The sequence below is a fragment of the Sphingomonas sp. T1 genome (assembly GCF_902506585.1).
GTDB classification, from domain to species: domain Bacteria; phylum Pseudomonadota; class Alphaproteobacteria; order Sphingomonadales; family Sphingomonadaceae; genus Sphingomonas; species Sphingomonas aerolata.
The window spans coordinates 1-26,390 of record NZ_LR733910.1; the positions used below are offsets into that span (position 1 = coordinate 1).

A 26,390-nucleotide genomic window follows, 5' to 3' on the forward strand; every position below is an offset into this window, starting at 1 on the left:
GCCTTCGCCGCAGAACTCGAAAAGCAACGGTCGGGTTTAAACCTGACCGTTGCTTCACCCGCGCTCCTGCGCGACAACAACGGTCGGTCTCTGGTCGCAGCTGGATGAAAGGCGGGGGTCACGTCACCCGCCATATCGCACCGCTGGGCTGGGAGCATATCGCGCTCACGGGCGACTATAGCTGGGAGCGGGGCGACAGGCCGGGGCTGGGTCAGCTAAGGCCGCTTCGCACATCGCCCTCATTACTGGCCGCCTGAAACCGTCTGTGGGACCAGAATCACTCAGTTGCGGCCGTTCTCGACCTAACCGGCAATTCCTGTAAGCAAACGTGATTTGGCAACGGAGGTCTTATGCTCATCGTGCTTAGCGGTCTGCCCGGGACCGGCAAGACGACTATTGGGAAGGCGTTGGTTACCAAACGATCGGCAGCCTATGTCCGTGTTGATGAGATCGAGCACGTGCTGAGGCAACAGTCAGGATTTGCCGGCGATATCGGTGCCGCAGGCTATGTCGTTGCTTTCGCCATCGCAGCGTCGAACCTCAAGCTGGGCAACTGGGTTGTTGCCGATAGCGTCAATCCCGTCCCCGAAAGTCGGCAAGGCTGGCGTGGTGTGGCGCAAGCCATTGACGGAGCAGGCGTCTTTGAGGTCGGAATCATCTGTAGCGATGTAGACGAACATAAGCGCCGGGTAGAGGGTCGTGCACCCGACATAGAAGGTTTCAGACTTCCTACGTGGTCGTCCGTCACATCGCACGATTACGTCCCGTGGACCGAACCCCGCCTGATAGTGGACACGGCCCTTTTCAGCGCCGTGGAGGCTGTTGCTATGATTGAACAGCGGCTTGAGATGATAGCCGAGGATCGAGCGCCGTCGCCATGAGCGGACAAACCGCTTTCCAACAACTCCTGCCGTTCGCCGTTCGTTCGCGCCTAGCGTACGTAAAATTCACTTTCGTGCAGTGACCCCAAGGTGGCCTGGTCGCGCGCGCCGCCAACCGCCAGCTCGGCAAATCCGATCGCGAAGCGGCCGGCGTGCTGTCCGCCGCGCAACGCCATACCCACTTTCTCGACTCCCCGCGCATGGCGACGGTGTTGGGCGGCTCGGATTTTACGTTCGCCGGGTTGAAGGATGCGCCGGCGACGGTGTTCCTCGTGCTGCCGCCCGATCGGCTCGCCAGCTATGCGCGCTGGCTGCGGCTGATAGTCGCGCAAGCCCTGACCGAGCTGGCGCGCGCGCCGGGTCGCCCGCCCTGGCCGGTGCTGTTCCTGCTCGACGAGTTCGCGGCCCTCGGCCGTCTCGAACCGGTCGAACGCGCGATGGGACTGATGGCGGGCTATGGCGTCCAGCTCTGGCCGATCCTCCAGGACGTTCACCAGCTCCGCGCGCTATACGGGCAGCGGGCCGGCACCTTCCTGTCTAACGCAGGGGTGCTACAAGTGTTCGGGGTCAACGATCAGGACAGCGCCAAACTCGTCTCCGATCTGGCCGGGCAGGAAACCGTCGTGTTCGAGACCATGAGCCGCGCAATCGACGCGGAAGAAAGCGGCCTATCCTACGGGCAGCAGCATGTCGGCCGCGCCCTCCTCACCCCCGATGAAGTCCGGACGCTGCGCCCCGATCGCCAGCTCCTGTTCCTCGCCGGGCAGCGCCCGATCATCGCCGCCAAGCTGCGCTACTACGACGATCGCGAGTTCGCCGGGCGGTTCGATCCGGCGTGACCGGTCGCGGCCTGCTTGTTCGGCCGCAAACCAACGGGTTGATTTAAGCCCCGCTGGTGACGTTCACTGCGATCAGCACCTGGGATAGTCGAAGGCCCTTTCCCTGCCCTCCACCGCGCTCCTGACGGTCGCTGTGCAACCTTCTGGCCGCTACCTCGCCCACTTCTTTCCCGCTTAGCCAGCGGCGCTTGCGCCGCCCTTGTGATGCCGAAGGCGGCACGAAACGAAGGCGGATCGGCCATAGGCCGATTCCATTTGACCTTCTCTCGTAGGGTTCTGGGCGTACTGCTGACGTTAAAAGAATCTGTTAAATATGAATCGTTAAGTAGGTTAAGCCGCAAAAAGTGGCCATTTCCTCCTTTAGGATCAATGGGTTGCATAAGTCGGCGGTGGGTGAAAACACGTGATTCGGTGTGTGAAAACACGATAGCGCGGTGTGTGAAAACACGTATCAAAGGTGTGTGAAAACACGATAGAAACGGCTCGAAAATGCCGATCGCGGGTGTCCTGTTGGCCTTGTCGGCTCCTGATCTCAACGGGGCTGCATCGCTTCCGAGGGCGGCGGTGTGTGATAACACGATAGTTAGGAGCGTCCTGAAAGCCGGTCCATCAGGTCATCGACCTCTACGGTGCGCCGTCGATCGGCTTCCATGCGGTCGCGCCGGTCTTGCTCGGCCTGGAGCTGCTCGGAGAGTGCCAAGGCTTCTGCCTCCCCTCTCAACCGAAATAGAATGGCCGGGCTACCGTCGTTCGTTGCCACCATTTCCACCGCATAATCGGGAAGTTGGTTGGTCTCCACGATTTTGCGGAGCATCCGGTTGAACTCTTTTGGCTTGCTGTCGCTGCCGGTTTTGTCGCGCAGCACCTCCACCCGGCACGTCCACCCTCCACGCTGATTGCCAGCGTGCTTGCGCGCGATACGATAAAGCGCCCGCTCAAGCCCGCCGGTTAGCAGGAAGTAGTCGGGGTGCATGGTCAGAAGCGACCGCTCCGCCATGATTCCCTCATAGACCCAATCCGACAGGGTGATGGTCATGCCGCGAGGCTGGTCCGTTTCGGGGTCGACCTCCAACGTCCATTTGTCGAGCCAGTTGAAGCCCGCCTTGCTGCGACGTTTGGGCGCGCGGATCGACGTGGAAATGGAGGTCGTCTGCAACCGCTGTAGGGCGGCCTGGAGATCTTGATAGGCGCGACCGCTGGTGTTGCGCTTGATCGCCCGCAAAAGGTCGTAGGACGTGGTGGTAAGCGTCCTGGGCAGGTCGTTGCCCCCCTGCTCCCGCATCCGATTGAGCGCCGACGTGGCCCATATGATGATATCGGCGTCCCAGATCGTCGCCATGCCGTAGGCCGGTATCGCCTCGATCTTCACCCAGGTCGCGCCGTCCGGGCTGGTATATTCGATCGGCTTGACCCGCTTGCGTTTCTGCAAGGAAAAGAACGGCCGCTCCATCGTCTCACGCTGATCCTTGAGCGGAAGGTCGCCCATGATCGGCAGGAACAGGTCGAACTCCGGGCTAGGGTCGCGCCGCTTCTTCATGGTTCAATCCTGCACGTTTGCAGTTGTGCATATGTGCACACGTTCAAGCACGTCCGAACTGCTTGTCGGCGTCGTATTTGGCGACCAGCTCGGCGATCGCTTCGGCCAGCAATTCCTGATGGCTGCGGCGTGTCCTCGCGGCCAGAACTCGGAACGCCTCGGCGGTGGGGTCGGCCGGATCGAAGTAAGCGCCCAAGTGATATTTGCCCGGTCGTTGCCCGCTCGACCGGGGAGCGCGCGCGTCCGGTGGGGACGTTACACGCTCAGGCGAGGCGGACTCGGACTTTGCCTTTGTGGCGACCGCGGGCGCGAGGAGCGATGATCGTCGTGCCATGATATCAAGCCTTCACATTTGCAGGTGTGCAATTCTGCAATTCATGAAACAGGAATTGGCGAAGTGATGCAATCTCCTGGGCGGCTTTGCCGGACGGTTCATGCTCGGTCACGCCAAGCCCGTAGGGCCATGCTGCGCGATAGGCGCTGCGCTCCCTGATGACTGCGCGCGCGACCTTTAGCCCGGTATCCTCCGCCAGTGTCCTCGCGTCATACAGTAGCGTCGTTGCCGTAGGCGGAGCCGCATTGAGCACGACAAAGCCGGTCCTGCCGGTGCTGATGATGAGCTGGGCCGTGCGCTTGATCGCGTCGAGGTCGATAAGGGAAGGGCGGCACGGTATCAGCACGATATCGGCTCGTTGCGCGGCTGCGGCTGCCTCGGCCCCGGCTGCCGGGGGCGTGTCGATGATGGTGAGGTCGAAACCGTTTGCCTCGGCCGCGTCGATCGCCTGGTTCAAGCGGCGCGCGCTGATCGGCTCTACATGGGGTAGCTCGGCCTCGCGGCGCTCGCTCCACGCCGTCGCGCTTTCCTGTGGGTCAAGGTCGAACAGGGCCGTCCTGATGCCTGCCGCCTGCGCCGCAACCGCCAGATTGACCGCAAGCGTCGTTTTGCCGACGCCACCTTTTTGCGCTGCAAGTGTGATTATATGCACGTGTGCACACCTTCAATATTGAAGACATGATAATATGCAGATTGGCAGGATCGCACAACCTTTCTTGTAGCCGGTCTAAAAGGCCGGCCTCAGGGCTGGGCGGGCGGGACAACAACACGGCCGCCTCGGCGGCCTCTCTGTTCGCGCGAGCGATCGTAGCCCGTCAGGGGCGAGACGCCAGCATGGCGGCTCGATCGGAGCTGCCAAGCGGAGATAGAGCGCGGCCCGCTCGGGCGCGTCCACCCTTGACGATCGGCTCAATGGTAACATATATGAAACCGATGGTGCTAAAGGAGTATAAGGACGGGGAAGGGCGAAGCCCGTTCGGACTCTGGTTTGCCGCGCTGGATGCGGTAGCCGCCGCAAAGGTGACGGTGGCGCTGAACAAGGTCGAACGTGGCGCGCTTTCCAACGTCAAACCGGTGGGAGAGGGCGTCTCGGAATACAGGATCGATTTCGGGCCTGGCTATCGCGTCTATTTCGGCATGGACGGCCAAACCCTCGTCATTCTCCTGAGTGGGGGCACGAAGAAGCGGCAGCAGCGTGACATCGACACCGCCAAGTCGCTGTGGGCGGACTACAAGGCGCGGAGGAAAGGAAGATCGTGATGGCTCTCACTCGCAACTTCAAGGATACTGTGCGCGCCCGTGTTCAAGCGGACTCGGCGTTTCGCTCGGCGCTCCTCACCGAAGCCGTCAATGCCTTCCTCCTCGGTGATATCGACACGGGAAAGGCGGTCTTGCGCGACTACATCAAGGCGACGGTAGGTTTCGAGGAACTGGCCGAACAAACCGGACGACCGTCCAAGAGCCTGATGCGGATGTTCAGCCCGGCGGGCAATCCCGCTGCTGACAATCTGTTTTCGGTCATCAGCACACTGCAACGCGCATCGGGTGTAACACTGGAAGTTCGCGCCACGTAATTTGAACCCGAAAGCGGTAACTTTCCTCTTTCGTTCTGCTGCTGTCTGACTCATAGAATCGTCATGCCGATCGCGCGCGAACATCGCTGGCTCTATCCGATCGACTGGCGCGAACTGTCAAACCTCATCCGGTTCCGGCGCGCGAAGGGGCGTTGCGAGCATTGCCGTCGCCCCCACGGCCGCGACGTGCTGCACTTAGGGAATGGCGTCTGGTGGGACGCGGACGCCGCGACCTGGCGCGACGGGCAGGGCAGGGAGCTTCGCCGGCTGCCGTCGCCAGACGAGCTGGCGCGGGCGCAACCGGGTCTCGCCGGCATCGACCCGCCTGCTCATCTTCGGATCACGCGCGTGGCCCTCGCCAGCGCGCATCTGAACCATGATCCCGGCGACAACCGGCCGCGCAACCTCGCGGCGCTCTGCCAGCGCTGCCACATGGTCCACGACGCCACTGAACATCGCCGACGCCGTTGGCTCAACGCCTTCCGGCTACGTGCGATCGGCGACCTATTCGCCTGACTGCCGGGCCGCAAGGCCAGGCGCTAACGGTTGGGTGGGTGGGACAAAGACGCGGCCGTCGAACGAAGGCCTCCACCTAAGCCGGTTGGCTAAGCGAGCTGCGCCCGCCCGGTATGTGGCGATAGAGCGTCGACGGCTGCACGCCAATCTGATGTGCGACCTCCTCGACGGTGATGGTCGGATCGGCGAGCATCGCTTTGGCTCGCTTGATCTCGGCAGGCCCCATCGCCGGCTTGCGCCCACCACGCCGCCCCAAGGCCCGCGCCTGGGCAAGCCCGGCATGGGTGCGCTCCAAGGTCAACTCCCGCTCGAACTCGGCGACGGCCGCGAAGACGTGGAACACGAGCCGCCCGCCGGGGCTGGTAGTGTCGATCGCCTGGGTTAGCACCTTTAGGCCGATCTCGCGCTTGGCGAGATCCTCGGCCGTCTCCACGAGCTGCCGGACGGAGCGTGCGAGCCGGTCCAATTTCCACACCGCCAGCGTATCGCCGGCGCGGAGATAGTCGAGCGCGGCACGCAACTCCGGCCGATCGCGCTGCGCGCCCGACGCCTTCTCGGTGAACACCTTCTCGCACCCGGCTTCGCGGAGCGCATTAAGCTGTAGGGCAGGGGACTGATCCCTGGTGGACACGCGCGCATAGCCGACGAGCAAGGGGCTTCTCCGAAAACTCGACACGACCTAGCCGGATTTCGGAGAAGGAAACAAGGGACGGTTTTAGGAAGTCAGATGGGCCGTTTTAGTGGCTTCCGCCGCGATCGGCCCGGCTGTCGCGCGAACGACCGTTTGCGAGAGCATTTGTTGATCTCTACCTTCCGGCGATGGTCACTGCCCGGTTGTTCTTTTCGCTTGTGTTGATCGCGGTCCTGACCAGATGGAAGAGCAGCTGCCCGCCCGAGTGGCGAACGGCAGATAACCAAGCTCGTCGAGCATCACGACCTCAAGGCGTGACGGCCGAGCTGCGAACGTACCGGCCTCGCCGAGGCGGATTTCCTCCTCAAGCCGGTTCACTCAGTCGATCGTGTGAAGTAGCGGTCGCGGGCACCATTTGCCGGTAATGGCACTTGCAAGGCACGTCTTGCTAGTTCCGGTAATAGCAACCGAAAATAGTACTGATTATAAATTTGGCTGTTGAAGTGAAATTCAAATAGTTACGACGATCGCCAAGTTAAGGTCGCGTTCACGCTCGGAATTATCATCCGCTCCCCTAGATCACGGGCCGACAAAATAAATAGGCTTTTACCCTAAGGTTCGGTGGACGATAATGAGGCGTTGAAAGGCTGCTCACCCTGCTCAATATTGTCGGAAGGTCCGTAATTGCTATCAAAGCGGCGATCTCGCACCGGCGCCTGATCACGAATTCTTGGCTGATACAACCCACCGCCAAACAATCCCAAGTCCCGCGCCTCTGCGCGTCCCATACTCGCAAGCAAGGCAAAACCGGCCACATAAGCGTCCCGTTCAGCAGTTACCAACTGGACTCTACTATTGAGCAGTTCCTGTTCGGCATTTAGTACATCGAGTACGTTGCGCGTGCCGACGCTATTTTCGGCGCGAACACCCTCAAGCGCCAGTTCGTTTGCCGCTACGGCTGCTTGCGATGACCGGATTACCCGCTCCGTCGCGCGGTGCCGGGTAAAAGCAGCGCGTGTTTCCGCAACTACCCGGCGCTCAACAAACACGATCTGTTCTAGTGATTGACTGGACAAAGCCTGTGCTCGTCGAACCTGAGCAGCGGGCAGACCACCCTGGTAGAGCGGAATCGTAGCAGAAAGCCCGACTGTAGCAGTTCGCTGGGATTGGAGGAACGCCCGACCGGGAATCGTGCTGGTTAGTGTGCCCAGATAGTTATTATAGTTGCTTGAACCCACAGCCGCTAGCCGTGGCAGCCGGGCGGCGTTAGCTACACGGATGTCGTAGCGTGCCGCCGCAGCGTCGAACTTCGCAGCGATCAACAGTGGGTTGTTGCGGAATGCCGTCACAAGCGCCGCCTCTACGTTCGCCGGCAGTCCCAGAAACTTCGGCGGTTTCTCCAAATTTTGTGCTGGAACACCAACAAACCGAATGTAGTTCTCGAGGCTGGTAACCAATTGTGCTTTTACAAGTTCGAGCTGCCCACGAGCGAACTCGAGCCGTGCCTCCGACTGAGCAACGTCGGTCCGGGTAAGGTCACCGACCTGAAAGCGATCACGGGATGCGCTAAGATTGGTTTCAAGAACTTCGACATTACGGGTGTTTAAACCGACAATGGCGCGGTCACGAATGACATCCATGTAGACTGATACAATAGCGGTGAAAACGTCCGCTTCAGTTGCTCTAAGGTTTGCCCGGCCGGAATCCACCCGAGCGTCCGCCGCGCGAATGCCGTTTTTGACACGGCCGCCTTGATAAAGCGGCAGCGACACATTCGCCGCCGCATTAGCGGCTCGCAGTGGTGCAGAGAAGCTATTAGCGGTACGAACGATAAACTCTTGATAATCTGCCGTTGCCGACAGGGTCGGCCGCGCGGCGGCCTTTGCAATCGAAACGCCTTCATCAGTCACGCGCAAACCCGCTCGCGCACCTGTCAGGCTTGGGTTCGTGCGATAGGCATTTATGAGTGCCTCGCCGAGCGTGTCTCCTCGAACCGGAACAGTCGTACTTAAAAGAATTGCGATCGCGCATGGATAAAGGGCGGCGTACTTCATTTGCACTCCCGTGCGTTGTTCTCCCCATAAATGCCTGAATGGGACTCACGGGCTTGGTTGATGTACTATTCAGGTAAACGTTACCCCAGCCTTGTACGGGGGGCCGATCAGACCGGCAAAGAATAGAAAGGGCAATAGCGAGCCTTTGCGCTCAATCACGGAAATTTGATGATTCCGATAGTAGAAACCGTGCGATTGGGGGAACGACCCTATTCAAAATACCGATCATAGTCTCTGAGCTTACCATGGCTTGTTGAAACATACGTTACAAGTTGCACCATCTGGTCGGTCCTCCAACACCGGTCCCATGCGCAGTCGTTTAATGGGACCTGAGTCAAGTCACTCCTCTCCGGTTGATGGAATTAACTCTAGATTTCCTGCTTTGGCAAGTCGCGTTTCCGCCTTCCTGCATAATGAACCGCCCCGAGTTTGCCGGAGGCCTTGGGTTGTGAGTCATGCTGCCATATCGATGTTGTCCGCGGCAGCATAAAATTGATCTTCGGCTTCGGCGGGCGGGATGTTGCCGATGGGCTCCAGCAGCCGACGATGGTTGAACCAATCGACCCATTCCAGCGTGGCGTACTCGACGGCCTCGAAGCTGCGCCAGGGGCCGCGCCGGTGGATCACCTCGGCTTTGTACAGGCCGTTGATCGTCTCGGCCAAAGCGTTGTCGTAGCTGTCGCCGACACTGCCGACTGACGGCTCGATGCCGGCCTCGGCGAGGCGCTCGGTGTACTTGATAGACACGTATTGCGATCCGCGGTCGCTGTGGTGGACCAGGCCGCCCCGATGGGTCGGACGGCGATCGTGGAGCGCCTGTTCGAGCGCATCCAGGACGAAGCTGGCGTGTGCCGTCCTGCTGGCGCGCCAGCCTACGATCCGTCTGGCGTAGGTATCGATGACGAAGGCGACGTAGACGAACCCTGCCCAGGTCGCGACATAGGTGAAGTCCGACACCCAAAGCCTGTTCGGCGCTGGCGCGAAGAACTGGCGGTTGACGTGATCGCGCGGGCACGGTGCCGCCTTGTCGCTGATGGTCGTACGCACCGGCTTGCCCCGGATCACGCCTGCCAAGCCCATCTCATGCATCAGCCGTTCGACGGTGCAACGGGCGATCACAAAGCCCTCCCGCATCATCTGCCGCCATACCTTCCGCACGCCGTAGACCGCGAAGTTCTCCGCGAACACGCGAGCGATCTCGGGCTTGAGGATCAGATCCTCACGCGCCCGTGCCGACAGACGCGATGGATCCTGTCGCTGCGCGACGTGCTCGTAGTAGGTGGATGGGGCGATCGGCAGGACACGGCAGATCGGCTCGACCCCATAGGCATCGCGGTGATTGTCAATGAACGCGATCATCTCCGGAACGGGCGGTCGAGCTCCGCCTGCGCAAAATATGCCGATGCCTTGCGCAGGATCTCGTTGGCTTGCCGCAGTTCGCGGACCTCGCGCTCCAGCGCCTTCACCTTGTCCGCCACCTCGGTCGGGACACCGCCGCGCTTGCCGCTGTCGACCTCGGTCTTCTTCACCCACTCATGTAGCGTCTGCGGAACGCAGCCGATCTTCTCGGCAATCGATACCACGGTAGCCCATCTGGACGGGTGATCCCGTTCGTGATCGAAAACCATCCGTACCGCCCGCTCGCGGACTTCGGGCGCAAACTTGTTCGTCGTCTTGCTCGTCATGGCTCCACCTTCTCAGGAGTTGGAGCCTCCGACAAACCCGGGGCGGTTCATAACCCATTGTCAGTTGTCAGTGTTCGTGCTCCTGAGCAAACGGCGGTGTCCCGCCATCAGGCCGAACGGAGTTTTAAATGGGTGACTACGACTACGACATTCTTGTCATAGGTGCCGGTCCCGGCGGCTATGTCGCTGCCATTCGCGCGGCGCAGCTCGGGCTGAAGACAGCCTGCGTAGAGGCGCGCGAGACCCTTGGCGGAACGTGCCTCAACGTCGGCTGCATCCCATCGAAGGCACTGCTCCACGCCTCCGAGCTGTACGAGGAAGCCAAGTCGGGCGCTCTTGCGAAGTTTGGAGTAGAAATCGAAGGCGCTCGCCTGAATTTGACGCAGATGCATTCCGAGAAGAGCAAGGCCGTCGGAGAGCTGACCGGCGGCATCGCCTTCCTATTTAAGAAGAACAAAGTCGAGTGGCTCAAAGGGCTGGCCACCTTCACCGGCAGGGACAGCGTCGAAGTCGCAGGCAAGACCGTGCGCGCAAAGAATATCGTGCTCGCTACCGGTTCGTCGGTGACACCCCTTCCGGGTGTCGAGGTGGACGGCGAAGTGGTTGTGGACTCCACAGGCGCGCTGGCGTTCCCCAAGGTCCCCGAACATCTCGTCGTCATCGGTGCCGGCGTGATCGGCCTTGAACTCGGCTCAGTTTGGAAGCGGCTTGGCGCCAAAGTGACGGTGATCGAATATCTCGACGAAATTCTTCCTGGCCTCGACGGCGAAGTGCGCAGGGAAGCGCGCAACATCTTCGGCAAACAGGGGCTCGCGTTCAAGCTCGGCACCAAGGTTACCGCGGTCGCACGCAACGGCTCAACCGCAACCATTACGGTTGAGCCCTCTTCCGGTGGCGAGGCTGAAACGATCGAGGCCGACGTGGTACTGGTCGCGATCGGACGGCGCCCTAACACCGGAGGCCTGGGACTCGACAAAGCCGGGCTTGGCTTGAACAAGAAGGGGCAGATCGAAGTCGACCACCGCTTTGCAACCGCTGTTCCCGGCATCTGGGCGATCGGCGACGTCGTTCCTGGCCTTATGCTTGCGCACAAAGCGATGGACGAGGGAATTGCGGTCGCCGAGAATATTGCGGGGCAAATCGGTATCGTGAATCACGCGGTGATACCATCCGTTGTCTACACCCATCCTGAGATCGCGGGCGTCGGCCTGACCGAGGAGGAGGCGAAAACACGCGGGGAAATCACGATCGGCAAATTCCCCTTCGTAGCCAACAGCCGCGCCAAGACCAACCGAGATACCGACGGCTTCGTCAAGGTCGTTGCCGATGCCAAGACCGACCGCGTGCTTGGGGTTCACATCATCTCCACACTCGCCGGCACGATGATCGCTCAGGCTGCCCAGGCGATGGAATTTGGCGCAACTAGCGAGGATATCGCCTACACCTGCCATGCCCATCCCACGCACTCGGAGGCGCTCAAGGAAGCGGCGATGGCGGTAACGGGCAAGCCAATTCACATGTGAGGCAAAATCTTTGGCTGCCCCAGCCTCCTCTCCGCAGGGCGTCTTGTCCAAGGGGTCACTGCACGAAAGTGAAGTTTACGTACGCTAGGACCGAACGAACGGCGAACGCTGACGGTGCTAACGTCGGAAGGGTATGACGACGGCATGGTCGAGGAAGGCGCGCATACCTTCTTCATCGACGGTCTGACGAAAAACAGCATGCGCGGCATCATCAGTCGCGAACAGGTCGTCCCAGACCGTAGAAGTTCCATGCTCGTTTTCGACTTCAAGCGACCAGCCCGGCTCATTTTCCAACCGGATGATGTTCACTCTCACGGTGACGCCCTGTTCGGTGACGAAACCAGACAGGCTCGAGGTGACGATGTTGGGATCGCGTTCGTGCATCACTCTTTCCTCATGTTTTGTGTGCGGTTTTAGCAGCGGTGGGGTCGGTTCCGGTTGAGGGCGGAATGACACCCTAAGCGTGGGGCACGAAGCACGCAGTCTGAGTTTATGGTCGCCGCGCTCTTCGGCATTGCGATCCTCGCAGCGGGCTTCATGCTGTCCTGGGGTGCGGAGGCCGCAGAGAAGCGCGTCAGCCAAGGGCTGATCGTGGCGGCAATCGCGCTCGTCACCGTGCTGCCGGAGTATGCGGTTGCTGGTCGCGATCTTCGCCGCCTATGTCTGGCGCGTCAGCTATCTCCCCGAGGCGGAAGAAGACGAGGACGACGAACCTGGCCCCGCAGCCGCGCTTAGCCAGCTGTCGTCGGCGCGTCAGTGGGCCGCGATGGCGGCGCTAACGGTCGTTGCGGCGACCGTTATCCTGGTCTCGGCTGAACCGTTTGCCGAGGCAATGGTGGACTCAGGGCGCTCGGTCGGCATCGATGAGTTCCTGCTGATCCAGTGGCTCGCGCCACTCGCCAGCGAGGCGTCTGCGGTGACCATCGCGGTACTGTTCGTGCTCTCGGGGCGGGCGGCTAACGGCCTTGCAACGATGATCTCGGACAAGATCAACCAATGGACCCTGCTGGTCGGCATGCTGCCGTTAGCAATGAGCCTCGGGGCAGGCGGACTCACCGCTCTGCCGCTCGATGCGCGGCAGCATGAGGAGTTCTTTCTCACTGCCGCGCAATCGCTGTTCGGCATTGCCCTGCTGTTGCGGTTGAGGCTCGGTGTGTGGGGTGCGCTGGCGCTTGCCGGCCTGTTCGCCCTTCAGGTCGGCTTGACGCTGAATTTTCTCGGAGACGATGCGCGAACGATCGCCAGCCTGACGTGGCTTTCCTGGGGGTATCTGGCGCTTTCCGCGATCGTCGTGGCCACGAACGCAAAGTCGCTTGGACATCTGTTTGCGGTCGGTCTCTTCGCCAGCCACCCTGAAGCCCATCCGCCCCGCGCCGCTCCCGCCGCAGGCGAGCAGTCATGAACGATTGAGCGCCTATCCGGGTGAATGACCGAGGCCGATACCGGCTGCGTCCCGGCCCCAGGCGGCGACGTGCAATGTTCGAGAGCCGAACCATATATATTCGGTCCGGCAGCCCAACTGCCGACCAAGAACGAATGGAACGCACCATGCCGAACATCCGCAAGCCTATCATCATCGTCCCGCTGGCCGGGGCGGTTCTGCTGGGCGGCTGCGCCACCTATGCGCCGCGGCCCTCCGCCTATTCCTACTTCGCCGTGCCGTGCGACACTCCCGGTGCGATCCGGGCAGTACCGATCTCTCCGCCGGATGGTCCGCCCGGGGGAACATCCGCTGCACTCCCGGCGCCCGTTCCGCCGCAAGCGGCCGTTCCCGCAGCGCCGGGCAGCGTGGCTCAAGCGGGCGCAAGCGACTGCCTGATCGCGGTCGCTGACCGCGGGCGCGGTTGGCGCGGCGCTGGCTACTATGGCGGCGGCTATCCCTATCGTTATCAAAGCCCCTACGGCTACTACGGCTCGCCCTTCTACGGATCGCTCGGGATCGGGATTGGTCTTGGTGGCGGCCACTACCGAGGCGGCCATTTTAGCGGAGGTCATCTCGGAGGGGGGCACCGCGGCGGAGGGCATGGCCGACGTCATTGACGTGACGCTTGCTGAACGGAACTTCTTCAGTGTGAGGGTCGCTCATCGACGCTGAGAACCCGGGCTAACCCAGTCGGATGAGCGATGATCGTTGTGCTCGGCAAAAAGGGGCGCTGATACTGCTTTGATAGTATGGCGAGCGAGGCGCTTGCGCGAGGTAAGGGAACGGCTGTGCCATCGTCGCGACCGCGTCGATCGACAACCTGCGCGCCGCGATGAAGTGATCATTTTGGGGAAGGATAGGAAAAGGCAGTGGCCTTGAACGTGCAAGATCGCTACGCGACCGTTCGATGAGCCGCCTGCTTCCTTTCCTGATCGGCTTGATGCTGGCCTCGCTCCTGGGACTGGGTTCAGTTTTCCACGTAAGTGACGAAGGATCGAGTACCCGTCGCGTCGCCACGCCTGGCCTCGTCCTTTCGATGGCGAGCGTGAGCGAGCCAACAAGGGATCAAAGGCCTGTTGGTGTTAGCCCATGGCTGCCACATGCTCATAGTGAATGCCACGGCGATCACCTGATCGTGCCTGCCAAGGCGATCATCTCGCAGATGAAGCCCGAGGACGCTTATTCGGCGATCGAGCAGCGGATCAGCGAAGGCATGACCGCCGCGCCAACGTTGAGACCGCCAAAACTGTAAGCCTCGGCAACGGCCGACTGTGTCGCTGAGTGCCGGCATGGTCGCTGTTAAGGGTGACTTCGCGACGCGATTTCACCCGATTTTGGACGTCGGGGCGATCCGCTTCCGACTCAAGATAAGCGGCAACCCTGCTTTGCTCGCCGCTCGCCAAATCCTGCATGCAGTTACGGAGTACCCTTGTGTCCTCTTCGAGACATCCTCTTGCGTCCTTGCGGACAGATGTGCCCGCATCCATCGTCGTCGCGCTCGTCGCGCTCCCGCTCTGTCTGGGCGTCGCCCTCGCTTCGGGAGCACCCCTGTTTTCTGGCCTGATAGCAGGTATCGTGGGCGGCCTCGTAGTCGGCGGCCTGTCCCGGTCTCCGTTGTCCGTCAGCGGTCCTGCCGCGGGCCTTACGGTTATCGTACTCGACACCATCAATTCTCTACCGAGCTATCCGATCTTTTTGTCGGTAGTGGTTTTGGCGGGCGCGTTGCAGCTGACATTTTCTACGGCTCGCGCGGGGATCCTGAGCGAATTTATCCCGTCCTCAGTGATCACGGGGATGTTGGCATCGATCGGACTCATTCTTGTTCTCAAGCAGATTCCGTTCGCGATCGGCTATGAAGGCGAGGCTGAGGGTAGCTTTCAGTTCTCCTCTGGCAACGGGAACACGTTCACCAACCTTTTCGTGTTCCTGAGGCGCAAGTTTGAGCCGGGCGCGCTGATCATCAGCCTTGCGGGCCTTGCTTTCCTGTTCTGGTGGAACAGCGCGAAACCCAAGCAGGGTCCGCTCCGTTTCTTGCCAGGCCCCTTGGTGGCCGTCCTGATCGGCGTCATCGGCAATGCGCTGCTCGGTGTGTTTCTACCTTCCTGGAAGATTGGCACGGAGCATCTTGTTCAGGTGCCAGTCTCCAAAAGCCCGGCCGAATTTGCTCAGCTTTTCTCCCTTCCCGATTTTTCGGGTATCGGGAGCAGTGCCGTCTGGATCGCAGCAGCCACGATTGCCATCGTCGCTAGCCTGGAGTCGATGCTCAGCATCAAGGCCATCGACGAGCTCGACCCGCAACGACGCACCACTGACAAGAACTGGGAACTGATGGCCCAGGGTGGCGGCAACATCGTGTCGGGACTGCTGGGAGGGCTGCCAGTCACCTCGGTGATCGTGCGTTCCTCGGCCAACGTCGGTGCGGGCGCGCAGAGCAAGGCGTCGACGATGCTGCATGGGCTATGGCTGCTGTTGTCGGTCGCGTTGATCCCCATGGTGCTCAACCTCATCCCGCTAGCGGCACTCGCGGCGGTGCTGATCGCAACCGGCTACAAGCTTTGCACGCCCCAGCTTTTCCTGGACCGCTACCGACAAGGCTGGACCCAGTTCATCCCGTTCGTAGTAACCGTGATCGCGATCATGTTCACCAACTTGCTCGAAGGCGTCCTGATCGGCCTTGTGATTGGGTTCGTGTTCGTCATAGCGCGTAATTTTCGATCTGCCGTAACGTTTGCATGCGAGGGCAATGATTGCCTCATCCGTGCACGGCGTAACCTGTATTTTATCCACAAATATGAACTTCAGAAGCAACTAAACCGCGTTCCCGAAAATAGCCGGCTTCTGATTGATCTTTCCGCGACGAGCTATGTTGATCTCGATAATGTCGAGATTATTAACTCCTTTATCAAAGCCGCTCGATTCAAGTCGGTAGATGTGGTCGTTCGTGGCGATCTTGCCGAACGGACATCTCCTTTGATCAACGCCCCCGTAGTTGGAGTAAGATTCGCATGAGAGAATATCGACAGCTTCTTCTCGCCAACCGGGCTTGGTCGCAGGAACTTATCGACGAGCGCGCGGACTTCTTCACGCGACAAGCCGATGGCCAGAAGCCAGCGTTCTTGTGGATCGGTTGCTCGGACAGCCGGGTCAGCCCTGAACAGATGACCATGACTCCTCCGGGAGGTATGTTCATTCACCGCAACGTCGCCAACCTTGTTAATCCGAGCGATCTCAACCTGATGGCGGCGCTGCAATATGCAGTCCAGGTGCTCAAGGTTCCGCACATCATTGTGTGCGGTCATTATGGGTGTGGTGGCATCAGGGGGGCATTCGCAGGAGGAGCTACCGGTCAACTCAGGCAGTGGCTCGATCATGCGAGTAGCGTTGTGCGCGATCATGCCGATGAACTTGCAGCGTTGGATGGTGAGGAAGCCAAGCTCAACAGACTCGTTGAAATGAATGTCAGGGATCAGCTGATCAACTTGGCAAGAACCGATATAGTTGAAAGCGCGTGGAAAGACGGCCAACCGCTTTGGTTGCATGGCTGGATTTACGACATTCGCGACGGTCATATCAAACCGCTGATGGAACTGGATGCAGACGCTTCCTTGGAAGAGGTCGGCCGCCCAGATAGCGTCCTTTTCTCGCATCCCGATCATACCAAAAACAGCATCTCTTTGGATTAGGACAAAGGACGCTTATAGAAAGTGTCATTAGTAACACGAGCATCGGCGCGCCACCGTCTTTTCAGGACGCACGTGTGATCGAGTGTTTCATCAAGTAGGAGGCAACGAGCCATGCGTATTGTGAACTGTTTGATGCTCACCGTGTTACCCGGCGGGCTCGCGGCCTGCACGCTCCCGTTCTCGCAAAAGCCTGTCATCAGCACTCCCGTCTATGATCACGTGCCGTGCCGCACCCCAGGGGCCCGGCTCGAAGAGCCGGTCGAATTCGGCGCGGCTTCTCGAGGATCTGATCGACCTGACGCCCAGTCAGGCTCGGCAAGGCCCAAAACGCCGACTTGCGTAGTCGAACGAGGGCCGAAATACCGATCGCGATGATATCTGACGACCCGCTCAAGGAACTTTCTATGTCGGATGATGAGATTCTATATTTCGAACACAGAGCGCAGGTTGAGGTCGAGCTTGCCGAGAACTCTACCAAACCAGAAGTGATCGACGCCCATCGCAAAATGGCTAACGCCTATTTTGAAAGGCTGGTCGAGCTGAGATTGTCGAGAGCTAAACAGGACCGCGCGCCTCTCTAGTTCCTCCGTATCTCCGTCACAATCAAACAAAGGGTGATCACTATTGACCTTGGTTACCAGTAGTTTCTCAGAAGCCTTATGGCACCTTCTCAGTCTTCTGATCGCCTATGTTCTGGCTCTTCCGATTGGCTGGGATCGAGAAAAAGAGGAGCGAAGCGCCGGCATTCGCACCTTTCCACTCGTTGCCGTCGCCAGCTGTGGCTTTGTGCTCATAGCGATAGCCGTTCTTGGTCGGGAGTCGCTTGGTCAGGCTCGCATCCTTGAAGGCCTGATCACCGGCGTCGGGTTCATCGGCGGCGGAGCGATCCTGAAGCAAGGGAGTCGAACATCAGGGACGGCCACGGCGGCGAGCCTGTGGGCGACAGGGGCCGTTGGTGCCGCGGTCGGATATTCGCTGTACGATATCGCCATCATCATCAGCGCTGTCACCTTCCTGACTCTTCGACTTTCACGTCCACTCAAGAAAACCGCGGGCGAACAGGGCGACAACGTGGATAGCGCACCGGCACTGCCAGGCGGGGCCAACGCCCGACCGGAACCGGATTCAGGATAGTCGATTGCTGCGCGGATCGGATTAAGGTCGGGCGCTACGCGACGACAAATGGTTTCGACCCACATAAGATAAGGAGAAGCAGTTTGGGCCAGTGGATCCAGCAGCTCGTCGACCAGCTCGGCTATCTTGGCGTCGCGGTGCTGATGTTCGCCGAAACCGTGTTCCCGCCGCTGCCCTCGGAAGTCATCATGCCGCTTGCCGGCCTGCGCGCTTCGCGCGGTGCACTGTCGCTGCCGGGCGTGGTCGCCGCCGGAGCGGCGGGCGCCATGGCGGGCAATCTCTGCTGGTACGCCGTCGCAAGGATGCTTGGCATCGAGCGGCTGCATGGCCTGGTCGATCGGCACGGCCGATGGCTGACGCTCGAATGGCAGGAGGTCGAGCGCGCGAAGACCTGGTTCCACGGCCACGGTGGCCCGTTCGTCTGCATTGGGCGGATCGTCCCCACGGTGCGATCGGTCGTATCGATCCCGGCCGGGCTCGTGCGGATGCCACTCGGACCCTTCCTCCTGTGGTCGACGATCGGCACGGCAGCCTGGACCGCGATGCTGGCCGCCGCCGGCTATCTGCTGGGGCAGCGCTATGGGGCGGTCGAGCGCTATGTGGGTCCGGTCTCGACAGCGATCATCATCGCGCTCGTGCTCTGGTACGCTTGGCGGGTAGCCACGTGGGGGCGTCGTCATGGGCGTTGAGGTGCCAAAGCCCATGAGCGACGCCACCATTCGGCGCGCGTTCTGGCGGACCGCCACGGCAAGCCGTGCGGCCGTCATCGTCGACGCCGATGACTATTTCAGGGCCGCCCGCTCCGCGATGCTCAAGGCCAAGCGGCGCATCGTGCTGATCGGCTGGGACTTCGACGCCCGGATCCAGTTCGCCGGGGAGGGGCAGGACGAGGGTCCGCCGACGGTCGGAGCGTTCATCAGCTGGCTGGTCAAGCGCAGTCCCCTGCTCGATATTCACATACTGCGCTGGGATACCGGTGCGCTCAAGACGCTGTTCCATGGCCGAACCCTGTTCACGATCCTGCGCTGGATGCGCGACCGCCAAATCCACCTCAAACTCGACGGGCATCATCCGGTCGCCGGATCGCATCACCAGAAGATCGTGGTGATCGACGACTGCATGGCCTTTTGCGGCGGCATCGACATGACCCGCGAACGATGGGACACGCGAGACCACCAGGACGAGGAACCGCGCCGCGTCCGACCGGACGGCACGCCGCACGGGCCGTGGCATGACGCGGCCATGGCGCTGGAGGGCCCGGTGGCACGCGCCCTCGGTGACGCCTGTCGGGAGCGGTGGCATGCCGCCGGCGGGTATTCGATCGAGCCCGTGACCGATGGCGCGGATTGCTGGCCTGATGGGCTCGAGGCAGACTTCAGGGACGTGCCCGTCGGGATCTCGCGCACGCTGCCAAAGCTCGCCGACCAGGAACCGGTCCACGAGATCGAGGCGCTGTATGTCGCGCTCATCGCGCGGGCGCGGCGGCTGATCTATGCCGAAAGCCAGTATTTCGCCTCCCGGCGGGTCGCGGAGGCAATCGCCAGACGACTCGACGAGACCGATGGTCCGGAAATCGTCGTCATCAACCCGACGACCGCGAACGGCTGGCTCGAACCGATCGCGATGGATACGGCCCGTGCCCGGCTGGTTGCCGAACTCCGGAAGCGCGACGTGCACGGCCGCTTCCGGCTTTATCACCCGTTCACCGCCGCGGGGGCACCGATTTATGTCCATGCCAAGGTCACGATCATCGACGACGTCGTGCTGCGGGTGGGATCCTCCAACTTCAACAACCGGTCGCTGCGCCTCGACAGCGAATGCGACGTGACGATCGACACGACCGGGGCATCCGACGCCGATGGGCATCGAAAGATAGCCGACATCCGCGCCGGTCTGCTCGCCGAGCACCTTGGCGCCAACAAGGACGCGGTCATCGCGAAGTTCGCCGAAACCGGCTCGTTGATCGCAACGATCGCGGCGTTGCAGGCACCGGGTCGCTCGCTACGCGAGTACGAGCTGCCCGAACTGTCTTCGATGGAAAAATGGCTGGCCGACAGCAAGCTGCTCGACCCCGAGGGACCCGACGAGATGTTCGAGCCGTTTTCGCGACGCCGAGGTCTGCTCTTTCACCTGCGGCACCGACACCGCCATCATCCGTGACCCGTACTGCCACGACCAGAAGGACCGGGGGCCAGTCCCGAACAAACATCCTTAACGATTTCTAATCATTCTTGCGCGAAGATGCGCGCTCTATCGTTCGCGTGAGAGGTCGACAGGCATGAATGTGAACGGCGTGGCCGATGTCATGGCGATGCGCAACGCGGTGCTTCAACGAAACGCCGCACTGAGGGATGTCGGCTCGGCTTCGTCGCCGAATGCGCTGCGGGGACCGGATGGCACTGCCCCATCGACGAGCTTTGCCGCGACGATGCAGACCGCGCTTCAAAAGGTGAATGCGCTCCAGGAACAGGAGGATGTCGCGACCGAAGCCTACGAACGAGGCGAGACGACCGATATCGCGACCGTGGCGCTGATACAGCAACGCGCCTCGGTTTCGTTCGAGGCCACCTTGCAGGTCCGGAACAAGGTTCTTTCGGCCTACAAGGACATCATGAGCATGGCCGTCTGATCACAGCCTGCGTCCATCGAGTGCCCGATGGCCGCGGGATGGCTCACCTGCTGTCAAGACTCCGAACCGCCGGTGGTGATGAACGACGATCTTCATGCCGGACGGCGTGATCGCTGCTGTCATTTTGGGCGTATGGCGTGCGAGGTTCATGCATGGGATAAGGCGTAGGCTGCGGCATCTGGTACGCGGGACGGGGTGCGGACGAGGCAGGGTAACCGCCGTAGCTTCCGCCCTCATAGGCATGCCCGCCATCCCAGTTGACCCCGCCATGCGTGCCGCTCCAGTTGACGCCGGCACCATGGGACATGACCTGCGCGCCAGCCGGCGCTGCCGCCAAGCCGGCAAGGATCATGATTCCAAGTGTCAGCCCGCATCTTCTGGTCACGCTATTTCTCCCTCCATGCACCGACAACCATGAAACGGCTGCCTGTTCAGAACGCCAGCCGAGTGCGGATCAATGCCGAAACAGACCGCCAAGAAAGCCGCCGGGACGATAGCCGCCGTGGCCACCACGGTCATGCCCGCCACCATGACGTCCACCGCCATGAGATCCTTCATTGTACCCGCTCCAGGGAGCAGGCTGAGCATATCCAGGTGCAGTCGGTTGTGGCGGGTAATCGGGTGCCGGCCTCGACGTCGCCTCGTACGAAGCGTTCTTCTCGATGATCTTGTCGAGTTCGCCGCGGTCCAGCCAGATGCCCCGGCATTGCGGGCAATAGTCGATCTCGACCCCCTGCCGGTCGGCGAGCACGAGGTCGACCCGGCACACGGGGCAGAGCATGCCCTGCAACCGGGTGGTCGCGGGTACTGTTGCGGCATCCGTCATGGTGCATTCCTCTCTTTGGTCGGCACCGCTGGGGCGGTCTGCCCGGGAAGCGCTGCTTTCATCTTAATAGCCATAACCCCCGTAGCGCTGATTGCGCTCCTGGCGCTCATGCCGCCGTTCACGACGTTCCTCGCGGCGATCATGGCGATTGTTGTAGCCATAACCGCCCTGGTAATAGCCGCCACCATTACCGCGCCAGGACTGCTGATGGCCACCGCCTCGATCGCGGTAGGCGTCGCCATATCCGCCGTGTCCTCGGACCTGATTGCCGTAGGACGGGCCGCCATTATGTCCGCCGTAACCGCCATGGGACTGGGCCATCGCGGCCGGCGCAGCAAACGCCAGCGCCGCCGCGGCCAAGATCAAGGATCCTCTCATGACTACCTCCATCAAGCGTGACCGAATGTCACGTCTAGTAGATAGGACCGCGATATTGAATGCAGGCGGAATGCGATCGACAGCTTACATTCACTAACAAGAGATGATATTATATTAATTGCGTAGTCAGGTAAGAGTCATGGCATAAAATTATCTCATCGAACCTTTAAGTGTCTCAAGGCACTTGTACCCTCGACTAGATCCATTTTGCGCGCTTGAACCTGATATAGAGCATGCTGCACACCGTAGCGACCACCGCGAGTACGACGAAATATCCATACTTGGTTTTCAACTCTGGCATGTTTTCGAAGTTCATACCGTAGATGCCTGCGAGGGCAGTCGGCACGGCCAGAATGGCCGCCCAGGCCGCAAGCTGCCGGGTACTCGCACCAGTGCGCTGCTGTTCGAGCAGATTGCTGACCTCAAAGACCGATGTGAGCACTTCGCGAAGGCCACCCACCGTGGTTTCAACTCTATGAATATGGTCTAGCACATCTCGGAAATACGGGATTACCTCCCGGTCGATGCAAGGCATGTCGGGGTGGGTGAGTTTGTTCGCTACCTCGCCCATGGGGCCAAGGACCCGTTGGAACCGCATTAGCTCACGTCGTAGATTGAAGATGCGACTGATTTCCTCCCGGGCCAGGAAAGCGTCAAGCGCCCGTTGCTCCATTATGACGACTTCCTCCTCGATGGCCTCCCCGATCGGCAGATAGCCATCGACGATGAAGTCGATAATGGCGTGCAGAACATAGTCGACACCATGCGCGAGTAGTGACGGCGCCGCCTCAAGCTGGCCGCGCAGCGTGCTGTGCGAGCGTGCCGATCCATGCCGCACGGTGATGACATGACTGGGACCCACGAATATCGCGGTTTCACCGTAGGCGATAACCTGATCCTCAAGCCGGGCAGTCAGCGCGACCACGAACAGCTGATCGCCGTAGACATCGACCTTCGGATGCTGGTGGGCTTTCAGAGCATCCTCAACCGCAAGCGGGTGAAGGCCGTAGTGCTCCTGGAGCTTCCGAAGCTCCTCCTCGGACGGCTCCAGCAGGCCGATCCAGACGAACTCCGCCTTGTCGTCCGAACAGAATGTCGGCTCGTCGATCGAAAGCGACCGGACCCGCTGGCCGTGGCGATAAAGGGAAGCAGCAACAACGCTCATCAGGCCCCTCTAAACATTGATAGACAATCGCCCTAACAGGAGACGATCCTTACGTCGCTGCGAACGCCTATCCCCACTGCTGAAGCCTCAGACATGCCTGGGGCTTCCTCACGGCCCCTGTACATTATCAGGACATGGAATCACGGTAGTGGCTGATCGGGTATCTCGGGCAACCAACCGCATCAGAATATCAACTGATTGCAACGGCAAAAAGCATCAGTGCTAAGGTCATAAGCAATCCGCCGACGCCTAATCGCGTCCTCGATCTATCAGCGGGGCTTACGTTAAGTGAGCTAGCAGCCGGCCTAGGTGTTTAGTCCCGGCATCTGGTGGATCGGATTGACGATGAACCTATCCGGCTCTGACGTCCAGATTTTGGCGATGTATTCGTAGGGTGTGAGTCCGCTGAGCGTCTTGAGCCGGCGGGCAAAGTTATAGGCAGCCATGAAGTCAGCGAGGTGCGTCCGTAGCTGGTCATGGCTCTCGTAGTGGAAGCGTTTGACGGTCGCCTCCTTGATGGTGCGGTTCATCCGCTCGACCTGACCATTGGTCCAAGGGTGGTTCGGCTTGGTCAACCGGTGCTCGATGTCGTTCGCTTCGCAGATCATATCGAAGCGCATCTGACGCGACCAGGCGGTGTTACGGTTGCGCGGCTGGTCGGCGAACTGGATGCCATTGTCGGTCAGGATCGTGTGGATACGGTAAGGTACAGCTTTTAGCAGGTGTTCCAGGAACTCCCACGCCGTTCGCCGATCAGCCTTGTCGACCAACTGGGTGACGGCGAACTTGCTGGTGCGGTCGATGCCAACGAACAGGTAGAGCTTGCCTTCGGCGGTCTGCACCTCTGCAATATCCACGTGGAAGAAGCCGATCGGGTAGCGCTTGAAGCGCTGTCGCTTCGGCTTGTCCCCCTCGATGTCCGGCAGACGGGATATGCCATGACGCTGGAGGCAGCGGTGCAGCGCTGAGCGCGTCAGCTGCGGGATCGAGGGCTGCAACGCGTAGAGGCAATCGTCGAGCGGCAGTAATGTGTGACGCCGGAACGCGACGACGGCCGCCTCCTCAGCTTGGGTCAGGGTCGTTGAATGAGGGGCCTTCGGCCCGGTCTTTTGATCCTCGACCGTCGCCCGCTTACGCCACTTCGCTACCGTCTTAGGGTTGATCCCAAGCTCTCGGCTCAGCGCCGAGAGCGAAGCTTGCGATCGCTGTATTGCTGCTCTGACGGCGTGCGTGGTCGTGGCGCTCCCGTGACGTACCTGTCCCATACGGCTTCCTTCCATTCTAACGAAAGGATCGCACCATCAAACCGTGGGATCAAACATCTAACACCTAGCCTCCGTAACGGGTATAAACGCGCTGGCCAGCCGGGCCGAACGCGATGACGTCGAAGGGTTGCGGCTTCGCGCCTGGCACCTCCATCCCCGGCGAACCAAGTGGCATTCCTGCTACGGCTAGGCCGTGGACGCCCTTTGGATGCTGCGCAAGCACGCGCTTCATGTCGGCGATCGGCACATGCCCCTCAAATGCCATGCCATCAATGATGGCGGTGTGGCAGGATCCGAACTGCGCCGGTACACCCACACGGCGCTGAAAGGCGGCCCGGTTTGCGTCGTCCAAGATCTGTACCTTGCGCCCGAACTGCTGGTGGACCTGATCTGCCCATTTCTCACAGCAGCCACAACCTGGGTCACGGTGCATGGCAATATCGGCTGCATCCGATGCTACGCCAGGAAGGACCGTCAACAGGAGGACGGCGAGACCAGCCATTCGATATTTCATGTCAGATGCTGCCACCTGGCTTCTCCTTCTTGAGGCAATAGGCTGCTGCCACGGCCAAAATCGCTAATTAACAAACGCCAGATACATACTTTCTGCTGCACAAGAAACGGCAACAACATCGCAGTACCTCGCTTCAATCTTACCCGCGACCCTATCCTCACATTGTTTTTCCATCACACATTCGGAAAGCCGCGAAGGCAAAAGGTAGTATTCAACGGAATGGCTATTATTCTAGCCTACAACCACTACGGTAAGGCAAATATAAGAGACAGAAAGGGTTAAGATGCGTCTCCCTGCCATATCCACATTGGCTTTTTCAGTGTGCGCGCTCACCGCATGCACTGGTCCCCTTGCCCGCCCCCGCCACTCAGCCATGTCTGTCTACGATCATGTTTCTTGCAACACCCCCGGCGCGCGCCGTGAGGAACCGATCCCGTCAAATGCGGCGGAGTCGGAATCTACTCCGGTGAAGGCCGATCCGAATAAATCTCGTACCATCACTTGCGTGATTGAACATCGGCCTGGCTAAGAGCGCATTTGACATGCGGTTCTGCCGCTTGCTCGACGGAGATTTTGGCATGGCGACGTCTGCCAACCCTGATTGCGTTCAGGAATTGGCCGGGCAATTTCTCGGTGCTTATTCAGTCAGTGAACTCTTGCTAGCGAACCCCCTTGGCGGAAGCGTCCTTGGTAGCCTTATCCAGCGCAGCGACGGCCCGCGCTGCCGCCTTACAGTCATTGCCGCTTTCCTGACCGCGCTCGCAGCGTGTCACGATCAATCTGGCTTCTTTAGCATGAGTGCGGAAATATCCCTCGTCGGGCGGCGTGATCAGACTACAACCACATAAGGCAAGCGTGACGGCAAAGGTGACGGTCAAACGTGTCCTGTCAATCATCGAAATATCGCTTTTCTGATGTTGGGGTGTCCAAAAGAACTGAGGGCCAATTTGGTTTGAAGCTTGTTTACTATCAAGGCCTGTACGCCGGGGTGGTGGTGAACGAGCAATTTGCTGACTGATCAATCACTTGGGTCGAAACCCAGAACCGCCTGTTCCGATGAACGACGATCGTTATGCCGGACAGCGTGATCGCTGCTGTTATTTTGGGCGTGTGGCGCGCGAGGTAATTGCATGGAATAAGGCGAAGGCTGCGGCATTTGGTAGGCGGGACGGAGTGCAGAAGAGCGAGGGTAGTCTCCGTAGCTTCCTCCCTCATAGGCATGCCTACCGTCCCAGTTGACACCGCCATGCGTACCGCTCCAACTGACGCCAGCGCCATGGGATATGACCTGCGCGCTGACAGACGCTGTGGTCCATCTGACAAGGATTAATAAGGCCACGAGCTTGAGCCCGCATCTTCTGGTCACGCTATCTTCCTCTATGCACCACGACTATGAGACACCTATCTGTTTAGAACACGCGGCCGATTGCCGATCAATGCTGGAACAGACCGCCAAGGACGTCGCCAGGGCGATAGGCAGCATGACCACCGTGGCCATGCTGGCTGTCACGGTGCCCACCGCCATAAGGTCTCTCATTGTATCCGCCCCAAAGAGTAGGCTGGGCGTATCCAGGCTCAATCGGCTGTAACGGAAATCGGGTGCCGGCCTCGCCGTCGCCTCGAACAAAGCGTTCTTATCGATGATGATCTTGTCGAGTTCGCCGCGATTCAGCCAGATACCCCGACATTGCGCACAACACTCGATCTCACCCCCTGCCTGTCCGCAAGCATGAGGTCGATCCGGCACACGGGACAAAACATGCATTGTATCCGGGTGGTCGTGGTTACCGGTGCGGCGT

General features: G+C 60.4%; 29 protein-coding genes, 1 pseudogene and 1 other annotated feature. Of the genes and pseudogenes, 16 read left to right on the forward strand and 14 right to left on the reverse strand.

Features of this window, described 5'->3' with window-relative positions:
• Positions 1-350 precede the first annotated feature (350 nt).
• Together GV027_RS20300 and GV027_RS20305 are read left to right on the forward strand one after the other, a co-directional pair.
• Positions 351-881 carry an AAA family ATPase gene (locus tag GV027_RS20300; protein ID WP_056405863.1) on the forward strand — a complete coding sequence of 177 codons (531 nt, stop codon included), beginning with the start codon at positions 351-353 and terminating at the stop codon, positions 879-881.
• Between the two features lie 89 nt (positions 882-970).
• A pseudogene (locus GV027_RS20305) lies at positions 971-1,720 on the forward strand (type IV secretory system conjugative DNA transfer family protein); the annotation flags it as partial.
• Between the two features lie 583 nt (positions 1,721-2,303).
• Here GV027_RS20305 and GV027_RS20310 read toward each other — a convergent pair.
• The 3 genes from GV027_RS20310 to GV027_RS20320 are packed head-to-tail and all read right to left on the reverse strand — an operon-like array spanning position 2,304 to position 4,243.
• Positions 2,304-3,257, reverse strand: a complete 954-nt coding sequence (locus GV027_RS20310; RefSeq protein ID WP_056060039.1) for a replication initiator protein A — start codon at positions 3,255-3,257, stop codon at positions 2,304-2,306.
• A gap of 43 nt (positions 3,258-3,300) precedes the next feature.
• On the reverse strand, positions 3,301-3,591 hold the full coding sequence (locus GV027_RS21845; protein ID WP_311725827.1) for a ribbon-helix-helix domain-containing protein: 291 nt from the start codon (positions 3,589-3,591) through the stop codon (positions 3,301-3,303).
• A 4-nt stretch (positions 3,592-3,595) separates the two neighbouring features.
• Positions 3,596-4,243: a ParA family protein gene (locus tag GV027_RS20320; protein WP_056060036.1), complete on the reverse strand. Its 648-nt coding sequence runs from the start codon at positions 4,241-4,243 to the stop codon at positions 3,596-3,598.
• Between the two features lie 272 nt (positions 4,244-4,515).
• Here GV027_RS20320 and GV027_RS20325 point away from each other — a divergent pair, with 272 nt between their 5' ends.
• The 3 genes from GV027_RS20325 (at position 4,516) to GV027_RS20335 (ending at position 5,681) form a co-directional block, all read left to right on the forward strand.
• Positions 4,516-4,851 carry a type II toxin-antitoxin system RelE/ParE family toxin gene (locus GV027_RS20325; RefSeq protein WP_311725824.1) on the forward strand — a complete coding sequence of 112 codons (336 nt, stop codon included), beginning with the start codon at positions 4,516-4,518 and terminating at the stop codon, positions 4,849-4,851.
• The gene (locus GV027_RS20330) at positions 4,851-5,165 is read left to right on the forward strand and encodes a helix-turn-helix domain-containing transcriptional regulator (protein ID WP_056060032.1); all 315 of its coding nucleotides are present in this window, start codon (positions 4,851-4,853) and stop codon (positions 5,163-5,165) included. The genes GV027_RS20325 and GV027_RS20330 overlap by 1 nt, the downstream gene beginning before the upstream one ends.
• 63 nt (positions 5,166-5,228) lie before the next feature.
• Positions 5,229-5,681 carry a hypothetical protein gene (locus tag GV027_RS20335; RefSeq protein ID WP_056060030.1) on the forward strand — a complete coding sequence of 151 codons (453 nt, stop codon included), beginning with the start codon at positions 5,229-5,231 and terminating at the stop codon, positions 5,679-5,681.
• A 76-nt stretch (positions 5,682-5,757) separates the two neighbouring features.
• Here GV027_RS20335 and GV027_RS20340 read toward each other — a convergent pair whose 3' ends face one another.
• The 3 genes from GV027_RS20340 to GV027_RS20350 all read right to left on the reverse strand — a co-directional run bounded on the left by GV027_RS20340 (position 5,758) and on the right by GV027_RS20350 (position 10,051).
• Positions 5,758-6,333, reverse strand: a complete 576-nt coding sequence (locus tag GV027_RS20340; RefSeq protein WP_056060027.1) for a recombinase family protein — start codon at positions 6,331-6,333, stop codon at positions 5,758-5,760.
• A gap of 590 nt (positions 6,334-6,923) precedes the next feature.
• Positions 6,924-8,366 (reverse strand): TolC family outer membrane protein, encoded by a 1,443-nt coding sequence (locus GV027_RS20345; RefSeq protein WP_082441329.1) that lies wholly within the window; start codon positions 8,364-8,366, stop codon positions 6,924-6,926.
• Between the two features lie 453 nt (positions 8,367-8,819).
• Positions 8,820-10,051 (reverse strand): IS3 family transposase gene (locus GV027_RS20350; protein ID WP_409349186.1). Its coding sequence is split into 2 segments (ribosomal slippage): positions 8,820-9,754 and positions 9,754-10,051, totalling 1,233 coding nucleotides; the frame shifts between segments, so codons are not numbered across the junction.
• Positions 9,651-9,767 (reverse strand) — a sequence feature (AL1L pseudoknot). (Overlaps the previous gene by 117 nt.)
• Before the next feature lie 128 nt (positions 10,052-10,179).
• On the opposite strand from GV027_RS20350, the gene lpdA reads away from it, so the two are divergent.
• Positions 10,180-11,574, forward strand: a complete 1,395-nt coding sequence (lpdA, locus tag GV027_RS20355) for a dihydrolipoyl dehydrogenase (RefSeq protein WP_159513449.1) — start codon at positions 10,180-10,182, stop codon at positions 11,572-11,574.
• 117 nt (positions 11,575-11,691) lie between these two features.
• On the opposite strand, the gene GV027_RS20360 is transcribed toward lpdA, so the two are convergent.
• Positions 11,692-11,958 carry a hypothetical protein gene (locus GV027_RS20360; protein ID WP_056060022.1) on the reverse strand — a complete coding sequence of 89 codons (267 nt, stop codon included), beginning with the start codon at positions 11,956-11,958 and terminating at the stop codon, positions 11,692-11,694.
• A gap of 250 nt (positions 11,959-12,208) precedes the next feature.
• Here GV027_RS20360 and GV027_RS20365 point away from each other — a divergent pair, with 250 nt between their 5' ends.
• The 10 genes from GV027_RS20365 to fliE all read left to right on the forward strand — a co-directional run bounded on the left by GV027_RS20365 (position 12,209) and on the right by fliE (position 20,443).
• A complete protein-coding gene (locus tag GV027_RS20365; protein WP_236559432.1) occupies positions 12,209-12,976 on the forward strand; it encodes a hypothetical protein in 768 nt (255 codons plus the stop codon).
• Positions 12,977-13,122: 146 nt separating this feature from the next.
• Complete coding sequence (locus GV027_RS21620) at positions 13,123-13,614, forward strand: hypothetical protein (protein ID WP_236559433.1); 492 nt, start codon at positions 13,123-13,125, stop codon at positions 13,612-13,614.
• A 290-nt stretch (positions 13,615-13,904) separates the two neighbouring features.
• Entirely contained in the window at positions 13,905-14,249 is a 345-nt protein-coding gene (locus GV027_RS20375) for a hypothetical protein (protein WP_156360280.1), read from the forward strand.
• A gap of 221 nt (positions 14,250-14,470) precedes the next feature.
• A complete protein-coding gene (locus tag GV027_RS20380; protein ID WP_236559434.1) occupies positions 14,471-16,006 on the forward strand; it encodes a SulP family inorganic anion transporter in 1,536 nt (511 codons plus the stop codon).
• Positions 16,003-16,680, forward strand: coding sequence for a carbonic anhydrase (locus tag GV027_RS20385; RefSeq protein ID WP_056405860.1), 678 nt, complete (start codon positions 16,003-16,005; stop codon positions 16,678-16,680). Before GV027_RS20380 ends, GV027_RS20385 begins: the two co-directional genes overlap by 4 nt.
• A 404-nt stretch (positions 16,681-17,084) precedes the next feature.
• On the forward strand, positions 17,085-17,261 hold the full coding sequence (locus GV027_RS20390; protein WP_162235360.1) for a hypothetical protein: 177 nt from the start codon (positions 17,085-17,087) through the stop codon (positions 17,259-17,261).
• A gap of 49 nt (positions 17,262-17,310) precedes the next feature.
• Positions 17,311-17,814 carry an MgtC/SapB family protein gene (locus GV027_RS20395; protein WP_082446662.1) on the forward strand — a complete coding sequence of 168 codons (504 nt, stop codon included), beginning with the start codon at positions 17,311-17,313 and terminating at the stop codon, positions 17,812-17,814.
• Between the two features lie 83 nt (positions 17,815-17,897).
• The gene (locus GV027_RS20400) at positions 17,898-18,503 is read left to right on the forward strand and encodes a DedA family protein (RefSeq protein WP_082446657.1); all 606 of its coding nucleotides are present in this window, start codon (positions 17,898-17,900) and stop codon (positions 18,501-18,503) included.
• Between the two features lie 13 nt (positions 18,504-18,516).
• On the forward strand, positions 18,517-19,974 hold the full coding sequence (locus tag GV027_RS20405; RefSeq protein ID WP_159513451.1) for a phospholipase D-like domain-containing protein: 1,458 nt from the start codon (positions 18,517-18,519) through the stop codon (positions 19,972-19,974).
• A gap of 118 nt (positions 19,975-20,092) precedes the next feature.
• Positions 20,093-20,443 (forward strand): flagellar hook-basal body complex protein FliE, encoded by a 351-nt coding sequence (gene fliE / locus GV027_RS20410; protein ID WP_056060013.1) that lies wholly within the window; start codon positions 20,093-20,095, stop codon positions 20,441-20,443.
• Positions 20,444-20,897: 454 nt separating this feature from the next.
• On the opposite strand, the gene GV027_RS20415 is transcribed toward fliE, so the two are convergent.
• From GV027_RS20415 to GV027_RS21975, 7 genes are all read right to left on the reverse strand, one after another.
• Positions 20,898-21,224 (reverse strand): TFIIB-type zinc ribbon-containing protein, encoded by a 327-nt coding sequence (locus GV027_RS20415; RefSeq protein ID WP_082441332.1) that lies wholly within the window; start codon positions 21,222-21,224, stop codon positions 20,898-20,900.
• 108 nt (positions 21,225-21,332) lie between these two features.
• Positions 21,333-21,647 carry a hypothetical protein gene (locus tag GV027_RS20420; protein ID WP_156348781.1) on the reverse strand — a complete coding sequence of 105 codons (315 nt, stop codon included), beginning with the start codon at positions 21,645-21,647 and terminating at the stop codon, positions 21,333-21,335.
• A 196-nt stretch (positions 21,648-21,843) separates the two neighbouring features.
• On the reverse strand, positions 21,844-22,812 hold the full coding sequence (locus GV027_RS20425) for a magnesium and cobalt transport protein CorA (RefSeq protein WP_062346062.1): 969 nt from the start codon (positions 22,810-22,812) through the stop codon (positions 21,844-21,846).
• Positions 22,813-23,117: 305 nt separating this feature from the next.
• Complete coding sequence (locus tag GV027_RS20430; protein WP_056059999.1) at positions 23,118-24,077, reverse strand: IS481 family transposase; 960 nt, start codon at positions 24,075-24,077, stop codon at positions 23,118-23,120.
• A gap of 64 nt (positions 24,078-24,141) precedes the next feature.
• Positions 24,142-24,591 carry a DUF411 domain-containing protein gene (locus GV027_RS20435; RefSeq protein ID WP_056059997.1) on the reverse strand — a complete coding sequence of 150 codons (450 nt, stop codon included), beginning with the start codon at positions 24,589-24,591 and terminating at the stop codon, positions 24,142-24,144.
• Between the two features lie 659 nt (positions 24,592-25,250).
• Positions 25,251-25,487 carry a hypothetical protein gene (locus GV027_RS21320; protein ID WP_082441325.1) on the reverse strand — a complete coding sequence of 79 codons (237 nt, stop codon included), beginning with the start codon at positions 25,485-25,487 and terminating at the stop codon, positions 25,251-25,253.
• Between the two features lie 494 nt (positions 25,488-25,981).
• Positions 25,982-26,356, reverse strand: coding sequence for a TFIIB-type zinc ribbon-containing protein (locus GV027_RS21975; protein ID WP_156360279.1), 375 nt, complete (start codon positions 26,354-26,356; stop codon positions 25,982-25,984).
• Positions 26,357-26,390 lie beyond the last annotated feature (34 nt).

Coding starts and splice junctions, on each gene's coding strand:
- GV027_RS20300 (WP_056405863.1), top strand. CDS start 351: ATGCTCATCGTGCTTAGCGGTCTGCCCGGGACCGGCAAGACGACTATT.
- GV027_RS20310 (WP_056060039.1), bottom strand. CDS start 3,257: ATGAAGAAGCGGCGCGACCCTAGCCCGGAGTTCGACCTGTTCCTGCCG.
- GV027_RS21845 (WP_311725827.1), bottom strand. CDS start 3,591: ATGGCACGACGATCATCGCTCCTCGCGCCCGCGGTCGCCACAAAGGCA.
- GV027_RS20325 (WP_311725824.1), top strand. CDS start 4,516: ATGAAACCGATGGTGCTAAAGGAGTATAAGGACGGGGAAGGGCGAAGC.
- GV027_RS20330 (WP_056060032.1), top strand. CDS start 4,851: ATGGCTCTCACTCGCAACTTCAAGGATACTGTGCGCGCCCGTGTTCAA.
- GV027_RS20335 (WP_056060030.1), top strand. CDS start 5,229: ATGCCGATCGCGCGCGAACATCGCTGGCTCTATCCGATCGACTGGCGC.
- GV027_RS20345 (WP_082441329.1), bottom strand. CDS start 8,366: ATGAAGTACGCCGCCCTTTATCCATGCGCGATCGCAATTCTTTTAAGT.
- lpdA (WP_159513449.1), top strand. CDS start 10,180: ATGGGTGACTACGACTACGACATTCTTGTCATAGGTGCCGGTCCCGGC.
- GV027_RS20360 (WP_056060022.1), bottom strand. CDS start 11,958: ATGCACGAACGCGATCCCAACATCGTCACCTCGAGCCTGTCTGGTTTC.
- GV027_RS21620 (WP_236559433.1), top strand. CDS start 13,123: ATGCCGAACATCCGCAAGCCTATCATCATCGTCCCGCTGGCCGGGGCG.
- GV027_RS20375 (WP_156360280.1), top strand. CDS start 13,905: ATGAGCCGCCTGCTTCCTTTCCTGATCGGCTTGATGCTGGCCTCGCTC.
- GV027_RS20385 (WP_056405860.1), top strand. CDS start 16,003: ATGAGAGAATATCGACAGCTTCTTCTCGCCAACCGGGCTTGGTCGCAG.
- GV027_RS20390 (WP_162235360.1), top strand. CDS start 17,085: ATGTCGGATGATGAGATTCTATATTTCGAACACAGAGCGCAGGTTGAG.
- GV027_RS20405 (WP_159513451.1), top strand. CDS start 18,517: ATGAGCGACGCCACCATTCGGCGCGCGTTCTGGCGGACCGCCACGGCA.
- fliE (WP_056060013.1), top strand. CDS start 20,093: ATGAATGTGAACGGCGTGGCCGATGTCATGGCGATGCGCAACGCGGTG.
- GV027_RS20415 (WP_082441332.1), bottom strand. CDS start 21,224: ATGCTCTGCCCCGTGTGCCGGGTCGACCTCGTGCTCGCCGACCGGCAG.
- GV027_RS20420 (WP_156348781.1), bottom strand. CDS start 21,647: ATGAGAGGATCCTTGATCTTGGCCGCGGCGGCGCTGGCGTTTGCTGCG.
- GV027_RS20425 (WP_062346062.1), bottom strand. CDS start 22,812: ATGAGCGTTGTTGCTGCTTCCCTTTATCGCCACGGCCAGCGGGTCCGG.
- GV027_RS20430 (WP_056059999.1), bottom strand. CDS start 24,077: ATGGGACAGGTACGTCACGGGAGCGCCACGACCACGCACGCCGTCAGA.
- GV027_RS20435 (WP_056059997.1), bottom strand. CDS start 24,591: ATGAAATATCGAATGGCTGGTCTCGCCGTCCTCCTGTTGACGGTCCTT.
- GV027_RS21320 (WP_082441325.1), bottom strand. CDS start 25,487: ATGATTGACAGGACACGTTTGACCGTCACCTTTGCCGTCACGCTTGCC.
- GV027_RS21975 (WP_156360279.1), bottom strand. CDS start 26,356: ATGCATGTTTTGTCCCGTGTGCCGGATCGACCTCATGCTTGCGGACAG.